The organism is Allobosea rubneri, from assembly GCF_032464875.1.
In the GTDB taxonomy this organism is placed as follows: Bacteria; Pseudomonadota; Alphaproteobacteria; order Rhizobiales; family Beijerinckiaceae; genus Allobosea; species Allobosea rubneri.
In genome coordinates, this window is sequence record NZ_JAWDID010000023.1 from 62,141 (window position 1) to 80,391 (window position 18,251).

Below are 18,251 nucleotides of genomic sequence, written 5' to 3' on the forward strand. Positions count from 1 at the left end.
CCTTCTGCGCCATGCTGAGGCAAGGCGAAAAAAGCCGCCAGCCCAAGGTTCAAAAGATCATGCTCGACAAAGCCACTCCGCCGCGCACGCTCAAGCTCAATGCCGCCGACAATGTCGCGGTGGCGGTCGATCCGATCGATGTCGGGGTCAGCGCCGCCGGGGTCACCGCGCTGAAGCGCATCCCGCGCGGCCACAAGGTCGCGCTGGTGCCGATCGCCAAGGACGAGCCGATCCGCAAGTTCGGCCAGATCATCGGCTTCGCGACGCTCGACATCCCGCCGGGCGAATGGGTCCACGAGCACAATACCGGCTTCCACGCCTTCGAGCGCGACTACGCCTATGCCGCCGAAGCCAAGAAAGAGCTGATCCTGCCGGTCGAGCAGCAGGCGACCTTCCAGGGCTTCCGTCGCAAGGACGGCCGCGCCGGCACGCGCAACTATGTCGGCATCCTGACCTCGGTGAACTGCTCGGCCTCGGCCGCGCGCTTCATGGCCGAGGAGGTCAAGCGCTCCGGCATCCTCGCCGACTATCCCAATGTCGACGGCGTCATCGCCCTGACCCACGGCACGGGCTGCGGCATCGACTACAATGGCGAGAGCTTCGAGGTGCTGAAGCGCACCACCTGGGGCTATGCCTGCAACCCGAACATGGCAGCGGTGCTGGTCGTCGGCCTCGGCTGCGAGGGCTTCCAGATCAAGCGCATGAAGGAGGCCTATGGCGTCGAGGAGAGCGACATCTTCCGCACCATGACGATCCAGGAGACCGGCGGCACGAAGAAGTCCGTCGCCGCCGGCGTCGAGGCGCTGAAGACCATGCTGCCGATCGCCAACCAGGCGGTGCGAGCGACCGTCCCGGCTTCCGAACTGATGCTGGCCCTGCAATGCGGCGGCTCTGACGGCTATTCCGGCATCACCGCCAATCCGGCGCTGGGCGCCGCCGTCGACATCCTGGTCGAGCATGGCGGCACCGCGATCCTCTCCGAGACGCCGGAGATCTATGGCGCCGAGCACCTGCTCACCCGCCGCGCCGCCACCCGCGAGGTCGGCGAGAAGCTCGTCGGCATCATCAAATGGTGGGAGGACTACACTGAGCGCGCCCGGATGAGCATGAACAACAACCCCTCGCCCGGCAACAAGGCGGGCGGGCTCACCACCATCCTGGAGAAGTCGCTCGGCGCGGCCGCCAAGGGCGGCACCAAGACGCTGTCGGCGGTCTACCACTATGCCGAGCCGGTGCGCGACAAGGGTTTCGTCTACATGGACACGCCCGGCTACGATCCGGTCGCGGCGACCGGGCAGGTCGCCGGCGGCGCCAACATCCTCGCCTTCACCACCGGCCGCGGCTCGGCCTATGGCTGCAAGCCGACCCCCTCGGTCAAGCTCGCCACCAACACGCCGATCTACGAGAAGATGATCGACGACATGGACATCAACTGCGGCGACGTGCTCGACGGCGTGACGTTGGAGGCGAAGGGCCGCGAAATCTTCGAGACGCTGCTGAAGATCGCGTCCGGCGAGCGCTCCAAGTCCGAGCAGCTCGGCTATGGCGACGCCGAGTTCGTGCCCTGGCAGATCGGCGCGACGATGTGAGGACGGCGGCCCTCGGCCGCCTCCGCTATCACAGCCGGCATCACCCCGGCGCGATCTGCAGCGGGTCGACCGAGATCGCCCGCTTCAGCGTGCGCAGGCCGAAGGTCGTGCGCGACTGCCGCAGGCCCGGCAAACGGTAGATTTTCTCGCGCAGGAAGCGCTCATAGTGCTCGGTGCCGCTGACCACGGCCTTGACCAGATAATCATAGTCGCCTGTGACGAGATGGGCCTCGACCACTTCCGGGATGCGCGCCAGCGCCTCGCCGAAGCGGTCGAGCAGCTTGTCGTCATGCTTGTCGAGCGTGATCTCGATGAAGACGACATTGTCGAGCCCGAGCGCGCGGTGGTTGAGCACCGCGACGTATTTCTCGATCGCACCGCTCTCCTCCAGCCGCTTCACCCGCGTCCAGCATGGCGAAGGCGACAGGCCGACCTTCTCGGCCAGCGCATTGATCGTCAGCCGGCCATCCTCGTTCAGGGCCGAAAGGATGCGCCGATCGATCGCATCCAGCTCCTCGCCGCGCCTTGCCTTGATCGCCATAGAGTGAATTTTCCGCCAGAAGTCGAGATGGCAGAAAGATCATCCGACTATGAGCAAATCACAAGGCCATTTCGGGAAGAAATAGGCATTTCACAGCCCTAACATGCCCGAATAACGACAGCGCCCTGAGGGGCGCGCCTGCAAACGCGCCTTGCGGCCAGCATCGCAAGACGGAATGCTGGATCGGACAGAGCCTAGGGAGCGTGGACATGACAGACCCCTCACCGCTTCGGTTCCATGTTCCCGTCCCCGCCAGTCGTCCGGGCGAAAAACCCGACTTCTCCCATGTCGTGATCCCGAAGGCCGGCTCGGTGCAGCGCCCGCCGGTCGATGTCGATCCCAGGGAAATCCGCGACCTCGCCTATTCGATCATCCGCGTGCTCAACCGCGAGGGCGAGGCGGTCGGCCCCTGGGTGCCGGAGCTCTCCAAGGACGAGCTGATCCGCGGCCTGCGCCACATGCTGACGCTGCGTGCCTTCGATGCACGCATGCAGATGGCCCAGCGTCAGGGCAAGACCTCGTTCTACATGCAGCACACCGGCGAGGAGGCGGTGAGCTGCGCCTTCCGCATCGCGCTCGGCAAGGGCGACATGAACTTCCCGACCTATCGCCAGGCCGGGCTCCTGATCGCGCACGATTATCCGCTCGTCGAGATGATGTGCCAGATCTACTCGAACGAGCGCGACCCGATGAAGGGCCGGCAATTGCCGGTGATGTACTCCTCCAAGGAGAACGGCTTCTTCTCGATCTCCGGCAATCTCACCACCCAGTTCGTCCAGGCCGTCGGCTGGGCGATGGCCTCGGCGATCAAGGGCGACAATCGCATCGCCGCCGCCTGGGTCGGCGACGGCTCGACGGCGGAATCGGATTTCCACGCCGCCCTCGTCTTCGCCTCGACCTACAAGGCTCCCGTCGTCCTCAACGTCGTCAACAACCAGTGGGCGATCTCGACCTTCCAGGGTATTGCCCGCGGCGGCTCCGGCACCTTCGCCGCCCGCGGCCTCGGCTTCGGCATCCCCGCCCTGCGTGTCGACGGCAACGACTACCTCGCGACCTATGCCGTCGCGCAATGGGCGATCGAGCGCGCCCGCCGCAATCTCGGTCCGACCCTGGTCGAATACGTGACCTACCGCGCCGGCGCGCATTCGACCTCGGACGATCCGTCCGCCTACCGGCCCAAGCACGAATCCGACGACTGGCCGCTCGGCGACCCGATCGTCCGGCTGAAGCAGCACCTGATCGCGACCGGCGCCTGGACCGAGGAGCGCCACAAGCAGACCGAGGCCGAGATCATGGCGACCGTCATCGCCGCCCAGAAGGAAGCGGAGAGCTTCGGGACGCTCCATGCCGGCGGCAAGCCTTCCTCGCGCGACATGTTCGAGGACGTCTACGCCGAGCTGCCGCCGCATCTGCGCCGCCAGCGCCAGCAGATCGGAGTCTGACCCATGGCCCGCATGACCATGATCGAGGCGATCCGCTCGGCCCTCGACGTCTCCATGGGCCGCGACGACAACGTCGTCGTCTATGGCGAGGATGTCGGCTATTTCGGCGGCGTCTTCCGCTGCACCCACGGCCTCCAGCAGAAATACGGCGTCAACCGCTGCTTCGACGCGCCGATCAGCGAGCTCGGCATCGTCGGCACGGCGATCGGCATGGCGGCCTATGGCCTGCGCCCCTGCGTCGAGATCCAGTTCGCCGACTACATGTACCCGGCCTATGACCAGATCGTCTCGGAAGCGGCGCGCCTGCGCTACCGCTCGGCCGGCGACTTCACCTGCCCGATGGTGATCCGCATGCCGACCGGCGGCGGCATCTTCGGCGGCCAGACCCACAGCCAGAGCCCCGAGGCCCTGTTCACCCACGTCTCCGGCCTGAAGACGGTGGTGCCGTCCAATCCGCGCGACGCCAAGGGCCTGCTGATCGCGGCGATCGAGGATCCGGATCCGGTGATCTTCCTCGAACCGAAGCGGCTCTATAACGGCCCGTTCGACGGCCATCACGACCGCCCGGTCACGCCCTGGTCGAAGCATGAGCTCGGCGAGGTCGAGGAAGGCCACTACACCATCCCGCTCGGCAAGGCCGCGATCCGCCGCGAAGGCGCGGCCGTCACCATCGTGACCTACGGCACCATGGTGCATGTCGCGCAGGCTGCCGCCGAGGAGACCGGCATCGACGCCGAGATCATCGACCTGCGCACCCTGCTGCCGCTCGATCTCGACGCGATCGTCGCCTCCGTCTCGAAGACCGGGCGCTGCATCGTCCTGCACGAGGCGACGCTGACCTCGGGCTTTGGTGCGGAGCTGGCCGCTCTCGTGCAGCAGCACTGCTTCTACCATCTGGAAGCGCCGATCATGCGCGTCACCGGCTGGGACACGCCCTATCCGCACGCACAGGAATGGGCCTATTTCCCCGGCCCCGCCCGCGTCGGCGCCGCGCTGCGCGAGATCATGGAGAGCCGCTGATGGCCGAGCGCATCATCAAGCTGCCGGATGTCGGCGAAGGCATCGCCGAGGCCGAGCTGGTCGAGTGGCACGTCAAGGTCGGCGACATCGTCCGCGAGGACGACCTCATCGCCGCCGTGATGACCGACAAGGCGACCGTCGAGATCCCCTCTCCCGTCGAGGGCGAGGTCACCTGGGTCGGCGCCGAGATCGGCGACACCGTCGCGATCGGCTCGGCACTGGTCAAGCTGAAGGTCGCCGGCGACGGCGCGGCGGCCGAGGAGCCGGCCGAGGCCGAAGCGCCGGCCGAGCCGCAGAAGACAAAGCCCGCAGCGGCGGCCCAAGCTGCGCCGGCCGCGACTCCCGAACCTGCTCCCAAGCAGATGCCCACGCCCAAGCCCGCGCCCGCTCCGGCCCGACCGGCGCCCGTCGCCGCAGCCGCCCCGCGCCGCGCCGCCGGCGAGAAGCCGCTGGCGTCGCCGGCCGTCAGGCTGAAGGCGCGCGAGGCCGGCGTCGATTTGCGCCAGGTCCAGGGCTCCGGCCCGGCCGGGCGCATCACCCACGAGGATATCGACGCCTTCATCCAGCACGGCCCCGAGGCCCCGGCTAAGGGCGGGCTCGTCGCCAGGACGGCGGTGACCGAGGTCAAGGTCGTGGGCTTGCGCCGTCGCATCGCCGAGAAGATGGCGCTGTCCAAGTCGCGCATCCCGCACATCACGATTGTCGAAGAAGTCGACGTCTCCGCCCTCGAAGACCTGCGCGCCGCGCTCAACAAGAAGCCGACCGCCGAGCGGCCGAAGCTGACCCTCTTGCCCTTCCTGATGCGGGCCATGGTCAAGGCGCTCGCCGAGCAACCGGCGCTGAACGCGCTCTATGACGACGAAGCCGGGATCGTGCGCCAGCATGCCGGCATCGACATCGGCATCGCGACGCAGACGCCGTCGGGCCTGATCGTGCCGGTGGTCAAGCACGCCGAGGCGCGCGACCTCTGGGGCTGCGCCCTCGAATTGTCGCGCCTCGCCGAACGCGCCCGCGACGGCACCGCGACGCGCGACGAGCTCACCGGCTCGACCATCACCATCACCTCTCTCGGCGCGCTGGGCGGCATCGCCACCACGCCGGTGATCAACCATCCCGAGGTCGCGATCGTCGGCGTCAACAAGATGGTGGTGCGCCCGGTCTGGGACGGCGCCACTTTCGTGCCGCGCAAGATGATGAACCTCTCCTCCAGCTTCGATCACCGCGTCGTCGACGGCTGGGACGCCGCCGTCTTCGTGCAGCGCCTCAAGCAGTTGCTGGAAACCCCCGCGACGCTGTTCGTGGACCTGTGAGCGGCGGGAGCGAGCCATGACCGAAATCACCTGCAAGCTCCTCGTCATCGGCGCCGGCCCGGGCGGCTATGTCTGCGCCATCCGTGCCGGCCAGCTCGGCATCGACACCGTCATCGTCGAGAGCACCAAGCTCGGCGGTACCTGCCTCAATGTCGGCTGCATCCCCTCCAAGGCGATGATCCATGTCGCCGAGGAGTTCGAGAAGGCGGCCCATGCCGCCGCCGGCAAGACGCCTTTCGGCCTGACCGCCGCCGAGCCGAAGCTCGACCTGAAGCAGGCCGTCGCCTGGAAGGACGGCATCGTCCAGCGCCTCAACAACGGCGTCGCCGCGCTCCTGCGCAAGGCCAAGGTCAAGATCGTCCACGGTCAGGCACGCTTTCGCGACGGCAAGACCGTGGCGGTCGAGACCGAGACCGGCCCGAAGGTGATCAAGGCCGAGACCATCGTGATCGCGACCGGCTCGGTCCCGGTCGAGCTGCCCTTCCTGCCCTTCGGCGGCAACGTCATCTCCTCGACCGGCGCGCTGGCGCTGTCCGAATTGCCGAAGCGCCTCGTCGTGGTCGGCGGCGGCTATATCGGTCTCGAACTCGGCACCGCCTTCGCCAAGCTCGGCGCCAAGGTCACCGTGGTCGAGGCGCAGGACAAGATCCTGCCGCTCTACGATGCCGAACTGACCGCGCCAGTCGCCAAGAGTCTCTCGGCGCTCGGCGTCGAGGTCCTGACCAGCGCCAAGGCGCTCGGCCCGACCGCCAAAGGCGACGGCCTGCGCATCGAGACAGCCGACGGCAAGGAGCGCGAGCTCCAGGCCGACAAGATCCTGGTCACGGTCGGCCGTGCGCCTGCGACGGCTAAGCTCGGCCTCGACGAACTCGTGCTCGACATGGACGGTCGCTTCATCCGCATCGGCGAGCGCTGCGAGACCTCGATGCGCGGCATCTACGCCATCGGCGACGTCACCGGCGAGCCGATGCTGGCTCATCGCGCCATGGCACAGGGCGAGATGGTCGCTGAGATCGTCGCCGGCGAGCCGCGGATCTGGGACAAGACCTGCATCCCGGCGATCTGCTTCACCGATCCCGAGATCGTCTCGGCCGGCCTCTCGCCGGTGGAGGCCAAGGCCGCCGGCTTCGAGACCAAGCTCGGCCAGTTCCCCTTCCAGGCCAATGGCCGCGCCATGACCCGCCATGGCGAGGCCGGTTTCGTGCGCGTCGTCGCCCGCGCGGACAACCATCTCGTCCTCGGCATCCAGGCTGTCGGACAAGGCGTCTCTGAGCTTTCCGCCGCCTTCGGCCTCGCCATCGAGATGGGCGCGAGGCTGGAGGACATCGCCGGCACGATCCACGCCCATCCGACCCTGGGCGAAGCCTTCCAGGAATCGGCGCTGAAGGCGCTCGGCCACGCCTTGCACATCTGAGGCGAACGCAGGCCGGGGCACAACCCGGCGAGGGTTGACGTAGCGGCGCTGGCCGCTTCGACTGGCAGGACGGGCCGCGACGGGCCCGCCCTGACTGCCGGAGCCTGCCGCCGTGACCGAACCCTGCGATCTCGATGCCGTCACCGCCCGCCGCCTGATCGGCGAGAAGAAGCTCTCGGCCAGCGAGCTGCTCGAAAGCTGCCTCGCCCAAATCGACGCCGTCGACCCCGCCGTCAACGCCATGGTGGCACGCGACGACGAGCGCGCCCGTGCCACGGCGAAGGCCGCCGATGCGGCAACCATGCGCGGCGATACTCTGCCGGCCCTGCACGGCCTGCCGATCGGCATCAAGGATCTGGAAGACGTCGCAGGCCTGCGCACCACCTATGGCAGCCCGCTCTTCGCCGAGCATGTGCCCGCGAAGGACCAGCTGATCGTCGCCTCCGTCCGCCAGGCCGGCGCCGTCATCGTCGGCAAGACCAACACGCCCGAATGGGGCGCCGGCGCCAATACCCGCAACGCCGTCTACGGCGTCACCGGCAATCCCTTCGATCCCTCGCGCTCGGCGGCCGGCTCTTCCGGCGGCTCGGGCGTCGCGCTCGCGACCAATATGGTGCCGATCGCCACCGGCTCGGACACCGGCGGCTCGCTGCGCAACCCGGCCGCCTTCAACGGCATCGTCGGCTTCCGCCCCTCGCCCGGGCTGGTGCCGAGCGACAAGCGAGCGCTCGGCTGGAATCCGCTCTCGGTGCTCGGTCCGATGGCGCGCACCGTTCCCGATCTCTGCCTGCTGCTCTCGACCATGGTCGGCGACGACGCCTGCGATCCGCTGGCGACGACGATCCATGGCAGCACAGTCCGCCGGCCCGAGGATTTCGCCCGGCCGCAAACCTCCGACCTTGCCTCGCTCAAGGTGGCGATCACTCCCGATTTCGGCTTCGCACCCACCGAGAAGCACATCCGCGAGGTTTTCGCCGATAAAGTCGGACGCTTCAGCAGCGTCTTCGCCCGCGCCGACGAGGCGACGCCGGATTGCGCCGGCACCGATGAGAGCTTCGAGGTGCTGCGCGCCGTCAACTTCCTCGCCGGGCAATATGAGCGGGTGCGCGACACGCCGGAAAAGGTCGGCCCCAATGTCCGCGCCAATGTCGAGGAGGGCCTGCGCTATGGCCCGCTCGACATCACCCGGGCGCTGAAGCAGCAGACCGTGATCTACAATGCCTGGCAGCGCTTCTTCACCGATTACGACGTCATCCTGTCGCCGGCGATGACGCTGTCGCCGCGCCCCTGGTCGGAGCTCTATCCCGCCGAGATCGACGGCAAACCGACGCGGACCTACTTCCACTGGCTCGCCATGGCGTATGCGGTGACCATCGTCGGCCACCCAGCGATCTCGCTGCCGGTCGGGCTCGACCGCAACGGCATGCCCTTCGGCCTGCAGATCGTCGGCCCGCGCGGCGGCGACGCCAAGGTGCTTGCCGTTGCGGCAGCGCTCGAGTCACTCTTGGCGGGCGATCCGCTCACGGCGCGCCCGGTGCCGGACATCACCAGGCTGAAGGTCGCGCCGAAGCTCGCAGACAGCCCGAATTTTCTCGGCTTCGACTAGGAGGCATCAGCCCCGTCCCATTCCACAAAGAGCAGAGAGACAAGTTTCATCGACTGTTAGACCAATCATAAAAGGGGAGAGACCATATGAAACGCCGTCAGTTTCTGCAGGGCACGGCAGCCGCCGCCCTGTTCGCTCCAGCCATGACACGGGGCGCATTCGCTCAAGCGGCGAACGCCACCGTGATGAAGATGGCGCCGCAGGCCAACCTCACCTCGCTCGACCCGATCTGGACGACGGCGACCGTCACCAACAACCATGGCTATTACGTCTTCGACACGCTCTATGGCGGCGATCTCGATCTGAAGCCGCAGCCGCAAATGGCCGAGGGCCATGAGATCTCGGCCGACGGCAAGGTCTGGAAGATCAAGCTGCGCGAGGGGCTCGCCTTTCATGACGGCCAGCCCGTCCGCCCGGCCGACTGCATCCAGAGCCTGAAGCGCTGGTGCCAGCGCGATCCCTATGGCCAGCTCCTGATCAAGGCCGTCGAGGCCTGGGGCGCACCCGACGAGCGGACCATCGAGATCAAGCTGACCCGGCCCTTCCCGATGATGCTGGACTGCCTCGCCAAAGCCGACAATCCGCCCTTCATCATGCCCGAGCGCCTGGCGCAGACCGACGCCACCAAGCAGGTCACCGAGATGACCGGCTCCGGTCCCTACAAGTTCATCGCCGCCGAGTACGTCACCGGCAGCCGCGTGGTCTACGAGAAGAACGAGGCCTACAAGCCGCGCAGCGAGCCCCCGAGCCGCAATGCCGGCGGCAAGGTCGCGCATTTCAAGCGCATCGAATGGCCGATCCTGCCCGACCCCGCGACCGCCGCCGCTGCCCTGACCAAGGGCGAGATCGACTGGTGGGAGCGCCCGCTCGCCGACCTCCAGCCACTGCTCGCGCGGAGCCCGGACGTCACCCGCGAGGTCATCGACAAGAACGGCCGAGGCTCGATCATGCGGCTGAACCATCTGCAGCCGCCCTTCAACAATCCCAAGGTCCGCGCCGCCGTCCGCATGGGCGTCAATCAGGAAGACTATATGCGGGCCTCCCAAGGCGACGACACCACCGCCTGGCAGATCTGCCGGAACCTGTGGTGGCGCGGCACGCCCTACTACACAGGCGAGCTCGAGGACCTGATGCCGCAGAGCCTCGACAAGGCCAAGGCGGCGCTGAAGGAGTCCGGCTACAAGGGCGAGAAGGTCGTCATCATCAACCCGACCGACTTCCCCGATATCGGCCCGCTCGGCGACGTCACCTACGAGCTGCTGAAGTCGATGGGCATGAATGTCGAGATGGCGGCGAGCGACTGGGGCACGGTGATCCAGCGCCGCAACAGCCGCGAGCCGGTCGAGAAGGGCGGCTGGAGCATCTTCCACACCACCGGCGCGGCGGTCGGCTGGGGCAACCCAGCGCTCTCCAATCTCGTCCGCGGTCCGGGCGAGAAGGGCTGGTTCGGCTGGTGGACCAATGCCAAGGCCGAGGAACTGGCCGAAGAATGGCTCTATGCGCCGGACGAGGCCGCGCAGAAGAAGGCGGCCGTCACACTGGGCCGGCTCGCACTCGAGGAATGCGCCACTATCCCGCTCGGCCAGTTCGTCATCAAGACGGCCTACCGCAAGGACCTGACCGGCATGCTGCCGGGCTCGGCGCCCTATCCCTGGGGGCTCAAGCGGGTTTGAGGCCCCACCGTCATTCTCGGGCGGCGCACAGCGCTGACCCGAGAATCTCGTGCGGGTAAGGCGCGGGGACCCCTCTGCTGTAAGGAGAGGGCAGGGTGAGGTGTGGCCGTTTGACTAGTTCCGCCCCACCCTCGCCACGCGCTCGGCTTCAGGCCAGCGTTTCCGCTCCGAACACCTCACCCCTACCCCTCTCCTTCCAGGAGAGGGGTTTTGCGTCGTGGTTCTCGCGCCCTACTTAGCCGCCACCGCCGCCGACCAGGGCGAGGCAGCGTCGCTGATCCCTTCCGCTGCGCCCTTCTCCGCCCTGATGATATTCGGGCAGGCGAAGTTCAGCGGCAGCACGCCGTGCTCGACCACGGTCAGCGGCCCCGCGGCCGCGAGCGCGTCCAGCGTCTCCTCCGGCAGGCGGGCATCGGCGCTGGCCCCGTCCGGACCGGAGACGTCGATGCGCGGCTGATGCGCCGCCTCCTCGAGGCTCATCCCGCAATCCAGGGTGAAGGCGAGCGTCTGGTAGACGCTGGCGAGGATGCGCCGACCGCCCGAGGCGCCGGCGGCATGGCGCGGCCAGCCGCCATCGGCCGGTGTCACCACGACCGGGCACATATTGCACAAGGGCCGCGCACCCGGCGCGATCGCATTGGCGCTGCCCGGGCGCGGATCGAACCACATCATGCCGTTGTTCATCAGCACGCCGGTCTCGGGCAGGACATAGCGGCTGCCCATGGAAGACAGCAGCGTCGTGGTCAGGGCGACGAGATTGCCCTCGCGATCGACCACGGTGAGATGGGTGGTGCAGGTCTCGCCAGGCTCCTTCGCAGCTTGCGCCGCGCCGAGGCCTTCGAGCCGGCTCGAATAGGCCTCGCGCATCACCTGCGCGAGCCTGGCGAACCAGGCGGCATCGGGCCCGCCCGCTGCGGGCCTGCTCTTCGCCATCCCCTCGATCACCGCCTGCAGGGTCGGCGCCGCCGTCAGCCCGCCGGCGGTGTGGATGCGATGCGTCCCGCGCCAGTCGATCACCGGCGCCTCCCGCACGCTGGCGACGCAATCGGCGAGGTCCTGCGCATCGACGACGCCGCCGGCTGCCGCAGTATCGGCGGCAAGCCGTCCCGCCAGCTCGCCACGATAGAAATCGTCGAGACCGGCCTTGGCCAGCTGCTCCAGCGTCGCCGCGAGATTGCCGAGCGGCCTGAAGCCCGGCACGCCCTGATAGGGCGGGACCGGCGGCAGACCGTCCGGCAGGTAGATCCGGGCGCTCTCCTCATAGAGCCGCAGCACCGAGGCCGATGAGGCGATCTTCAACGTCGTGTACCAGTCCAGCGCGAGACCGCGCCTTGCGAGCGCGATCGCCGGCTGGAGCAGTTCGGAGACCGGCATCGTCGTGCCAAAACGCTCCTTCAGCGTCTTGTAGCCGGCGACCGAGGAGGGGATGCAGAAGGAGAGCGGCCCGTGGATGTTGCGGTCGCCGACCACGCCCGGCCAGGCGAAGAAATCGAGTTTCATCTCGCCGGTCAGCGGATAATCGGCCGGATCGGCGCGGCGCGGGGCGACGGGACCGAAATCGACGACCTCAGCCTTGCTCTCGCCGGCCTTCAGCACGACGCCGAAGCCGATGCCGCCGAGGCCGCTGTTCCAGGGCTCGACCGCGGCCAGCGCAAAGGCCGTCGCGACCGCGGCATCGGCGGCGTTGCCGCCGGCTTCGAGGATCGCGGCACCGGCGGCAGCGGCCTCATGATTCTGCGAGACGACGATGCCGCCACGCCCGCGCGCCGCCGGCTTCTCCAGCTTCCAGTTCTGCGTGCGATAGGCTTCGGCGCGGCGCGGTGCGACGGTCATGCTCGGTCTCTCCGGACGATCTCGCGGCCAAGGTGGCATGGCCGCCGGCCGTGGTCATCGGCCGTCGGCGAAGGGCTGCCACGCATTCACAGCGTGCGCAGCTCCTCCTTCTTGACCTTGCCGGTCGCGGTCATCGGCAGAGCGGGGACGATGCGGATCTCCGGCACCTTGTAGGCGGCCATCCGCGCCTTGCACCAGGCGGTCAGCGCAGCCTCGTCCGGCTGCTCGGCGGCCGCCGGGTTGAGGCAGATATAGGCGACCGGCACCTGGCCGCGTTCGGCATCCTCGCGGCCGATCACGCCGGAACCGGCGATCGCCGGATGCTGGCCGAGCAGCGCCTCGATCTCGGCCGGGAAGACGCTCATGCCCTTGACCTTGAGCATCTCTTTGCGCCGTCCAAGGAAGTGCAGATAGCCCTCGGTGTCGATCACGCCGATATCGCCGGTGTGCAGGAAGCCGCCGCGGATCGCCTCGGCGGTGGCCTCCGGCTTGTTCCAGTAGCCCTTCATCAGCGAGGGCGAGCGCATGCAGATTTCGCCTTCCTCGCCAAGCGGCTTCAGCGCACCGGTCTCGAAATCGCAGATCTTGAACTCGGTCCCGGCCTGCGGCAGCCCGACGAAGACCGGCTGCGAGAGAAGATCGAAATCGTCCTGCTGCATGCCGACGCTGAAGGAATCCATGGTGTGCGTCTCGGTCATGCCCCAGGCGGCCTCGACCATGGTGCCGCCAGTGAGCTCGCGCCAGCGTCGGCGGAACTCCGGATTGAGCTTCTTGACGAAGGAGGAGACCCGCACCCGCTTCAGCGATGTCAGGTCGAAATCGCGCACGCGCTCGTGCTGGAGCACCTCGACCGTGTTGTCGACGAGCAGATAGGAAAAGCTCGCTTGGTAGCGCTCGACCGCCGCCATGAAGCCGACCGGATCCCAGCGCGCCATCAGCACGACTGTCGCTCCCGCGACGATCGGGAAGAGCAGCCCGGTATCCTCGCCGGCGATCCAGAAGATCGGCACGAAGTTGACGACGACATCGTCCGGCGTCAGCGCGAAGCTGGTCGCGAGCGAGGTCGCGGCAGTGTAGAGCATGTCGCCCTGCGTATGAACGCAGCCCTTCGGCATGCCGGTGGTGCCGCCGGTATAGTTCAGCGCCGCGACCGCCTCGAGATCGGGAACGATCTCCGGCACCGGGCCGAGAGCCGCCGCCAGCGCCGGCATCAGCTCGCTCTCGCCCTCCCCGGCCGGTAGACGCGGCTGCAGCACGGCGGAAGGCGCCGGGAAGCTGGGCTCGGCCGGCATGAAATCGGCAAAGCCGGTGACGAACACCGTCTTCACCGAGGTTTCGCGGCGGACCTTGCGCAGCACCGGCAGCAGCGCGTCCAGGCAGATGACGACTTCGGCCGCGGTGTCGTTGAGCTCATAGGCGAGCTCGGCCTCGCGGAAGAGCGGGTTCACCGGCACGTGGACGCATCCGAGCTTCAGGATGCCGAAGAAGGCGATCATGAATTGCGGGCAGTTCGGCAGGAAGACCGCGATCCGGTCGCCGCGGCGCACGCCATGCTCGGTAAGCAGCACGGCGAAACGGTCGCTCAGCCGGTCGAGCTCGGCATAGCTGATCTCGGTACCGTAAAAGATGCAGGCAGGCTTTTCCGGCTGGCGCCGCGCCCATTCCCTGAGATGCTCGCTGATCGCGATCTCGCCGAGCGGATAATGCGGCTTTCGCGGCAGCTCGGGCGGCCAGGCCTTGTCCCAGAGCGCGTGCAACCCGGCCAGATAGGCGGCTTCCTGCAACTGCAAACCCGTCTCCTCCCGCTCTCTCGTCGCGCCCTCTGCGTGGCGCTGCGACGGCTTTGAGAAGAATCGATCTTTCGGGGCGCCGCAAGTGCACAGGCGCCCGGCATGCCGCCGGGCGCTGCGGTGCGTTCACTTGCCGAGGACGAGATTCGGCAACCAGGTCGTCAATGGCGGCCAGAGCGTGATCGCGGCGAGCACGGCGAGCAAGGGCAGAAGCCACGGCACGATCGCGCGCGACATCGCCTCGAAACTGATCTTGGCGATCTTCGAGGTGACGAAGAGCACCACGCCGACGGGCGGTGTGATCGTGCCGATCATCAGGTTGAGCACGAAGATCAGGCCGAACTGGATCGGATCGATGCCGAACTGCGCCGCAGCCGGCGTCAGAATCGGGATCAGGATCAGCATCGCCGCCAGCGCTTCCATGAAGCAGCCGACGAAGAGCAGCAGCAGGTTGACGATCAGCAGGAAGATCAGCGGATTGCCGGCGAGGTCGACCAGCATCGGCCCGACCGTCTGCGGGATGCGCGAGATCGACAGGCACCAGCCGAGGGCTGCCGCGGTCATCACCAGCGCCAGCACCACGCCGGTGGTCTCGACCGTTTGCACGACCAGCTCCGGCAGGTCGTTCAGCGAGAAACTTCTGTAGACGAAGAGGCCGAGCACGATCGCGTAGGCTGTCGCGACCGCAGCCGCCTCGGTCGGCGTGAAGATGCCGGCCATCATCCCGCCGAACAGGATGACCGGCGTCATCAGCGCCCAATGCGCCTCCTTGTAGGCGACCCAGAGCTGGGCGGCACCGGGGAAGGGATGGCGCGGCAGGTCACGCTTTTTGGCGACATAGACCACCATCGCCATCAGCGCGCCGGCCATCAGCAGGCCCGGGATGACGCCAGCGAGGAAGAGCCCGCCGATCGAGACGTCGGCGCTGACGCCATAGATCACCATCGGCAGCGAGGGCGGGATGATCGGCCCGATCGTCGCCGAGGCCGCCGTGATCGCCGCCGCCGTCTCGGGATCGTAGCCCTCGTCCTGCATCGCCTTGATCTCGAGCGTGCCGACGCCGCCGGCATCGGCCACCGCCGAGCCTGACATTCCCGCGAAGATCACGCTGGCGAGGATGTTGGCGTGGCAGAGCCCGCCGCGCAGCCAGCCGACGCAGGCCGTGGCGAAGGCGAAGATCCGGTCGGTGATCCCCGCCGAATTCATGATGTTGCCCATCAGGATGAACAGCGGCGCCGCCAGCAACGGGAATGAGTTGGCCGACTGCGCGATCTTCTGCGGGACGATCCCGAGCGGGAAGCCGCCGAAGAAGGCGAAGGCGATCGCCGCCAGCCCCATCGAGACGAAGAGCGGCACGCCCATCAGCAGGGCGATGAACCAGACCGGCAGGATCTGCAGCATCAGGGTGCTCATAGCGGCTGCGTCCCTGGCTCGGCGGTTTCGACCTTACGGCCAGCGAGCACATCGCCGATCTCGGCCAGCGCCTGGAGGATGAGGGCGAGACCCGCGAGCGGCATCACCACGTAGAGCGCCGCACTCGACACCGGCAGCGCGATCGATTCGACATCCCAGGTCCGCTCGATCAGCCCGAAGGAATAGCGGATCAGGATTGCCGCGAAGAGAATGATCGCGGCTTGCGTCACGATCTCCAGCAGCTGCCCGGCCGGCTTCGGCAGCAGGTCGGCGAAGACGGTGATGCGAATATGCGAGCGCCGCCTCGCCGCGATGATCCAGCCAACGAAGCCGGTCCAGACGAGGAGGTACTGCGCCAGCTCGTCGGTCCAGGCGAGCGGGGCGTTGAGCTGGCGCGAGAGGACGCCGAGGAGAACCGCGACGAGCAGCGCGAGCAGGAGGCCGACTGCAGCGGCGCGGACCAGGCGGTCGGTGAAGGCGACGAGAGGTTTCATGAGCGTCCATCATCGGGGCGCGGGCCCCCCTCTCCCGGATGGGAGAGGGGTAGGGGTGAGGGATCGCCGCCGATCATTGAGGCGAGGTTGCGCCGTTGCGCCTTCTGCGGGTAGGGCAGGCCCTCATCCCTGCCCTTCTCCCACACGGGAGAACGGTTCCCCGCGCCTATCACGACTGTCGAAGCGCCCGTCACAGCGCCGCGAGCGCGTCCCAGGTGCCCTTGCCCCATTTGCTTTCGAACTGCTTGGGCAGGCTCGCCAGCACCGGCTTGCTGAAGCTCTCCAGGTCCGGCTCGGTGACGCTCATCCCGGCCGCCTTCAGCGTCGCGACGAGGCTGCCCTCCTGGCTCGCCAGCTCGGCGTCCTGCCAGGCGACGCCATTGGCGATCGCCGCCTCCAGGATCGTCCGGTCGGCATCTTTCAGCCCCTTCCAGAAGTCCTGGTTCACGATGATCAACCGCGGCGTGATGATGTGCCCGGTCAAGATCAGATGCTTCTGCACCTCCTGCAGTTTGGCGCTGTGGATGGTCGGCAGCGGGTTCTCCTGGCCGTCGACCGCGCCCTGGCTCAACGCCAGGTAGAGTTCGTTGAAGTTGACCGGCGTCGCTTTGGCGCCCCAGGCCTCGACCATGGCGCGGAAGGTGTCGACCGGCGGCACCCGCAGCTTGAGGCCGGCACAATCGGCAACGCTCTTCACCGCCTTGGAACCTGTGGTGAGATGGCGCTTGCCGTAATAGGTCACAGCCGCCATGCGCATGCCGCGCTTCTTGGCGAGCTCGTCGTTCATCTGGGCGAAGACCGGTGCCTTGGCGACCTTGGCCATATGCGCCGGGTCGCGCCAGAGATAGGGCGCCTCGACCACCGAGAGCTGCGGCAGGAAGGAGCCGAGCGCGGCGGCGCCGTCCGTCGTCATGGTCAGCGCGCCGGAGGCGACCGATTCCATCATGTCCTTGCCGGAGCCGAGCTGGCCGGCCGGAAAGGACTGGATGTCGACACGGCCGGAGGTCTTCTCCTTCACCTCCTTGGCGATCCGGTCGACCATCTGCACCTGCGGATGGGTGGTCGGCAGCATCTCGCCCCAGCGCAGCACGGTCGCCTGCGCCCGCAGCACGGTCGGCATCGCGATCGCCGCACCGGCGGCAGCCGAGCCGGCGAGAAAGGCACGCTTGGTCAGCTTCGTCATGATTGTCCTCCTCCCTGTGTGACGCCGGCGCTTCCCTCCACTCCCTCATCCTGAGGAGCGATCTTGAGATCGCGTCTCGAAGGATGCTCCAGCTGGTTCCGGAGCTTCCTGGAGCATCCTTCGAGACGCCGCTTTCGCGGCTCCTCAGGATGAGGGTTTGGAGATCGAGCGCCTTGGTCTTCTCCCTCGAAACGGCCGGTTTCCGGCTCGATTATGCGTTTCAGTAGCTCATCGCCCGGGTCCGGGCGTTGTTGATGTGCTCGCTCATCGCCGCGGCGGCCGCCTCCGGATCGCGCGTTTCGATCGCGGCGATGATCTTCAGATGATCCTGCATCACCGGCACGATGATGCTGTTGTGGATGCGCGTCTCGTATTGCCGGATCAGCCTGATCTTCAGCCAGGTGACGCGGAAGGCCTGGCTGACGATGTCGTTGTCGAGGTGATCGATGATCGCCTCGTGCATCAGCCGGTCGACATCCTCCGCCTCCTCGATCAGCGCCTGACCTTCCTCGCCGGCCTCGGCGCGCCGCACGATCGCCTCGTGCCGCTCGCGCTGCTCGGCGATCTCCGCGTCGCTGGCATTGCGGGCATAGGCCGCCGTCGCCTCCTTCTCGAGGAAGAGCCGGAACTGGAAGGCGTTGCGGATCAGGTTGAGGTCGACATGGGCGACCTGCATGCCGCGCTGCGGCACGGTCTTGATCAGCCCTTCGGCCTCCAGCCGCGGGATGAGCTCGCGAATGGCGCCGAGCGGGAAGCCCGTCATCGCGACGAGCTCGCGCTGGGTGACGAACTGGCCCGGCTTGATCTCGCGGGCGAGCAGCCGCTCGGTGAAGCTGGCATAGGCCCGCTCCCTGAGCTTCAGAGGCTCGCCTTCGCGCTCCGGCTCGGACTGGCTCATCATCTCCCCTTTCAGCGCGCTTTCCGTTCAGCCAAAATCGGCCGA

14 protein-coding genes are annotated in these 18,251 nt (G+C 67.6%); 7 read left to right on the forward strand and 7 right to left on the reverse strand.

Annotated elements, in window-relative coordinates; genetic code table 11:
- Positions 1 to 59 precede the first annotated feature (59 nt).
- Positions 60 to 1,589: a UxaA family hydrolase gene (locus RKE40_RS15990; RefSeq protein ID WP_316019224.1), complete on the forward strand. Its 1,530-nt coding sequence runs from the start codon at positions 60 to 62 to the stop codon at positions 1,587 to 1,589.
- Between the two features lie 40 nt (positions 1,590 to 1,629).
- Here the strand turns inward: RKE40_RS15990 and RKE40_RS15995 are convergent, their stop codons facing one another.
- On the reverse strand, positions 1,630 to 2,130 hold the full coding sequence (locus RKE40_RS15995; RefSeq protein WP_316019225.1) for an Lrp/AsnC family transcriptional regulator: 501 nt from the start codon (positions 2,128 to 2,130) through the stop codon (positions 1,630 to 1,632).
- Positions 2,131 to 2,339: 209 nt separating this feature from the next.
- Here RKE40_RS15995 and RKE40_RS16000 point away from each other — a divergent pair, with 209 nt between their 5' ends.
- From RKE40_RS16000 to RKE40_RS16025, 6 genes are all read left to right on the forward strand, one after another.
- The gene (locus tag RKE40_RS16000) at positions 2,340 to 3,572 is read left to right on the forward strand and encodes a 3-methyl-2-oxobutanoate dehydrogenase (2-methylpropanoyl-transferring) subunit alpha (RefSeq protein ID WP_316019226.1); all 1,233 of its coding nucleotides are present in this window, start codon (positions 2,340 to 2,342) and stop codon (positions 3,570 to 3,572) included.
- Between the two features lie 3 nt (positions 3,573 to 3,575).
- Positions 3,576 to 4,592 (forward strand): alpha-ketoacid dehydrogenase subunit beta, encoded by a 1,017-nt coding sequence (locus RKE40_RS16005; protein ID WP_066479393.1) that lies wholly within the window; start codon positions 3,576 to 3,578, stop codon positions 4,590 to 4,592.
- Complete coding sequence (locus RKE40_RS16010) at positions 4,592 to 5,902, forward strand: dihydrolipoamide acetyltransferase family protein (RefSeq protein ID WP_316019227.1); 1,311 nt, start codon at positions 4,592 to 4,594, stop codon at positions 5,900 to 5,902. The genes RKE40_RS16005 and RKE40_RS16010 overlap by 1 nt, the downstream gene beginning before the upstream one ends.
- 16 nt (positions 5,903 to 5,918) lie before the next feature.
- Positions 5,919 to 7,316: a dihydrolipoyl dehydrogenase gene (lpdA, locus tag RKE40_RS16015; RefSeq protein WP_316019228.1), complete on the forward strand. Its 1,398-nt coding sequence runs from the start codon at positions 5,919 to 5,921 to the stop codon at positions 7,314 to 7,316.
- A gap of 112 nt (positions 7,317 to 7,428) precedes the next feature.
- Entirely contained in the window at positions 7,429 to 8,922 is a 1,494-nt protein-coding gene (locus tag RKE40_RS16020; RefSeq protein WP_316019229.1) for an amidase, read from the forward strand.
- An 86-nt stretch (positions 8,923 to 9,008) separates the two neighbouring features.
- A complete protein-coding gene (locus RKE40_RS16025; protein ID WP_316019230.1) occupies positions 9,009 to 10,595 on the forward strand; it encodes an ABC transporter substrate-binding protein in 1,587 nt (528 codons plus the stop codon).
- A 231-nt stretch (positions 10,596 to 10,826) separates the two neighbouring features.
- Here RKE40_RS16025 and RKE40_RS16030 read toward each other — a convergent pair whose 3' ends face one another.
- The 6 genes from RKE40_RS16030 to RKE40_RS16055 all read right to left on the reverse strand — a co-directional run bounded on the left by RKE40_RS16030 (position 10,827) and on the right by RKE40_RS16055 (position 18,209).
- Positions 10,827 to 12,428 carry a gamma-glutamyltransferase gene (locus RKE40_RS16030; protein ID WP_316019231.1) on the reverse strand — a complete coding sequence of 534 codons (1,602 nt, stop codon included), beginning with the start codon at positions 12,426 to 12,428 and terminating at the stop codon, positions 10,827 to 10,829.
- An 86-nt stretch (positions 12,429 to 12,514) separates the two neighbouring features.
- Positions 12,515 to 14,218 (reverse strand): AMP-binding protein, encoded by a 1,704-nt coding sequence (locus RKE40_RS16035; protein ID WP_316019232.1) that lies wholly within the window; start codon positions 14,216 to 14,218, stop codon positions 12,515 to 12,517.
- Between the two features lie 126 nt (positions 14,219 to 14,344).
- The gene (locus RKE40_RS16040; RefSeq protein ID WP_316019233.1) at positions 14,345 to 15,631 is read right to left on the reverse strand and encodes a TRAP transporter large permease; all 1,287 of its coding nucleotides are present in this window, start codon (positions 15,629 to 15,631) and stop codon (positions 14,345 to 14,347) included.
- Complete coding sequence (locus tag RKE40_RS16045; RefSeq protein WP_316019234.1) at positions 15,628 to 16,125, reverse strand: TRAP transporter small permease; 498 nt, start codon at positions 16,123 to 16,125, stop codon at positions 15,628 to 15,630. The genes RKE40_RS16040 and RKE40_RS16045 overlap by 4 nt, the downstream gene beginning before the upstream one ends.
- 190 nt (positions 16,126 to 16,315) lie before the next feature.
- Complete coding sequence (locus RKE40_RS16050; protein WP_316019235.1) at positions 16,316 to 17,308, reverse strand: sialic acid TRAP transporter substrate-binding protein SiaP; 993 nt, start codon at positions 17,306 to 17,308, stop codon at positions 16,316 to 16,318.
- 220 nt (positions 17,309 to 17,528) lie between these two features.
- The gene (locus tag RKE40_RS16055; RefSeq protein WP_316019236.1) at positions 17,529 to 18,209 is read right to left on the reverse strand and encodes a GntR family transcriptional regulator; all 681 of its coding nucleotides are present in this window, start codon (positions 18,207 to 18,209) and stop codon (positions 17,529 to 17,531) included.
- Positions 18,210 to 18,251: the final 42 nt, after the last annotated feature.

Coding starts and splice junctions, on each gene's coding strand:
- RKE40_RS15990 (WP_316019224.1), top strand. CDS start 60: ATGCTCGACAAAGCCACTCCGCCGCGCACGCTCAAGCTCAATGCCGCC.
- RKE40_RS15995 (WP_316019225.1), bottom strand. CDS start 2,130: ATGGCGATCAAGGCAAGGCGCGGCGAGGAGCTGGATGCGATCGATCGG.
- RKE40_RS16000 (WP_316019226.1), top strand. CDS start 2,340: ATGACAGACCCCTCACCGCTTCGGTTCCATGTTCCCGTCCCCGCCAGT.
- RKE40_RS16005 (WP_066479393.1), top strand. CDS start 3,576: ATGGCCCGCATGACCATGATCGAGGCGATCCGCTCGGCCCTCGACGTC.
- RKE40_RS16010 (WP_316019227.1), top strand. CDS start 4,592: ATGGCCGAGCGCATCATCAAGCTGCCGGATGTCGGCGAAGGCATCGCC.
- lpdA (WP_316019228.1), top strand. CDS start 5,919: ATGACCGAAATCACCTGCAAGCTCCTCGTCATCGGCGCCGGCCCGGGC.
- RKE40_RS16025 (WP_316019230.1), top strand. CDS start 9,009: ATGAAACGCCGTCAGTTTCTGCAGGGCACGGCAGCCGCCGCCCTGTTC.
- RKE40_RS16030 (WP_316019231.1), bottom strand. CDS start 12,428: ATGACCGTCGCACCGCGCCGCGCCGAAGCCTATCGCACGCAGAACTGG.
- RKE40_RS16040 (WP_316019233.1), bottom strand. CDS start 15,631: ATGAGCACCCTGATGCTGCAGATCCTGCCGGTCTGGTTCATCGCCCTG.
- RKE40_RS16045 (WP_316019234.1), bottom strand. CDS start 16,125: ATGAAACCTCTCGTCGCCTTCACCGACCGCCTGGTCCGCGCCGCTGCA.
- RKE40_RS16050 (WP_316019235.1), bottom strand. CDS start 17,308: ATGACGAAGCTGACCAAGCGTGCCTTTCTCGCCGGCTCGGCTGCCGCC.
- RKE40_RS16055 (WP_316019236.1), bottom strand. CDS start 18,209: ATGATGAGCCAGTCCGAGCCGGAGCGCGAAGGCGAGCCTCTGAAGCTC.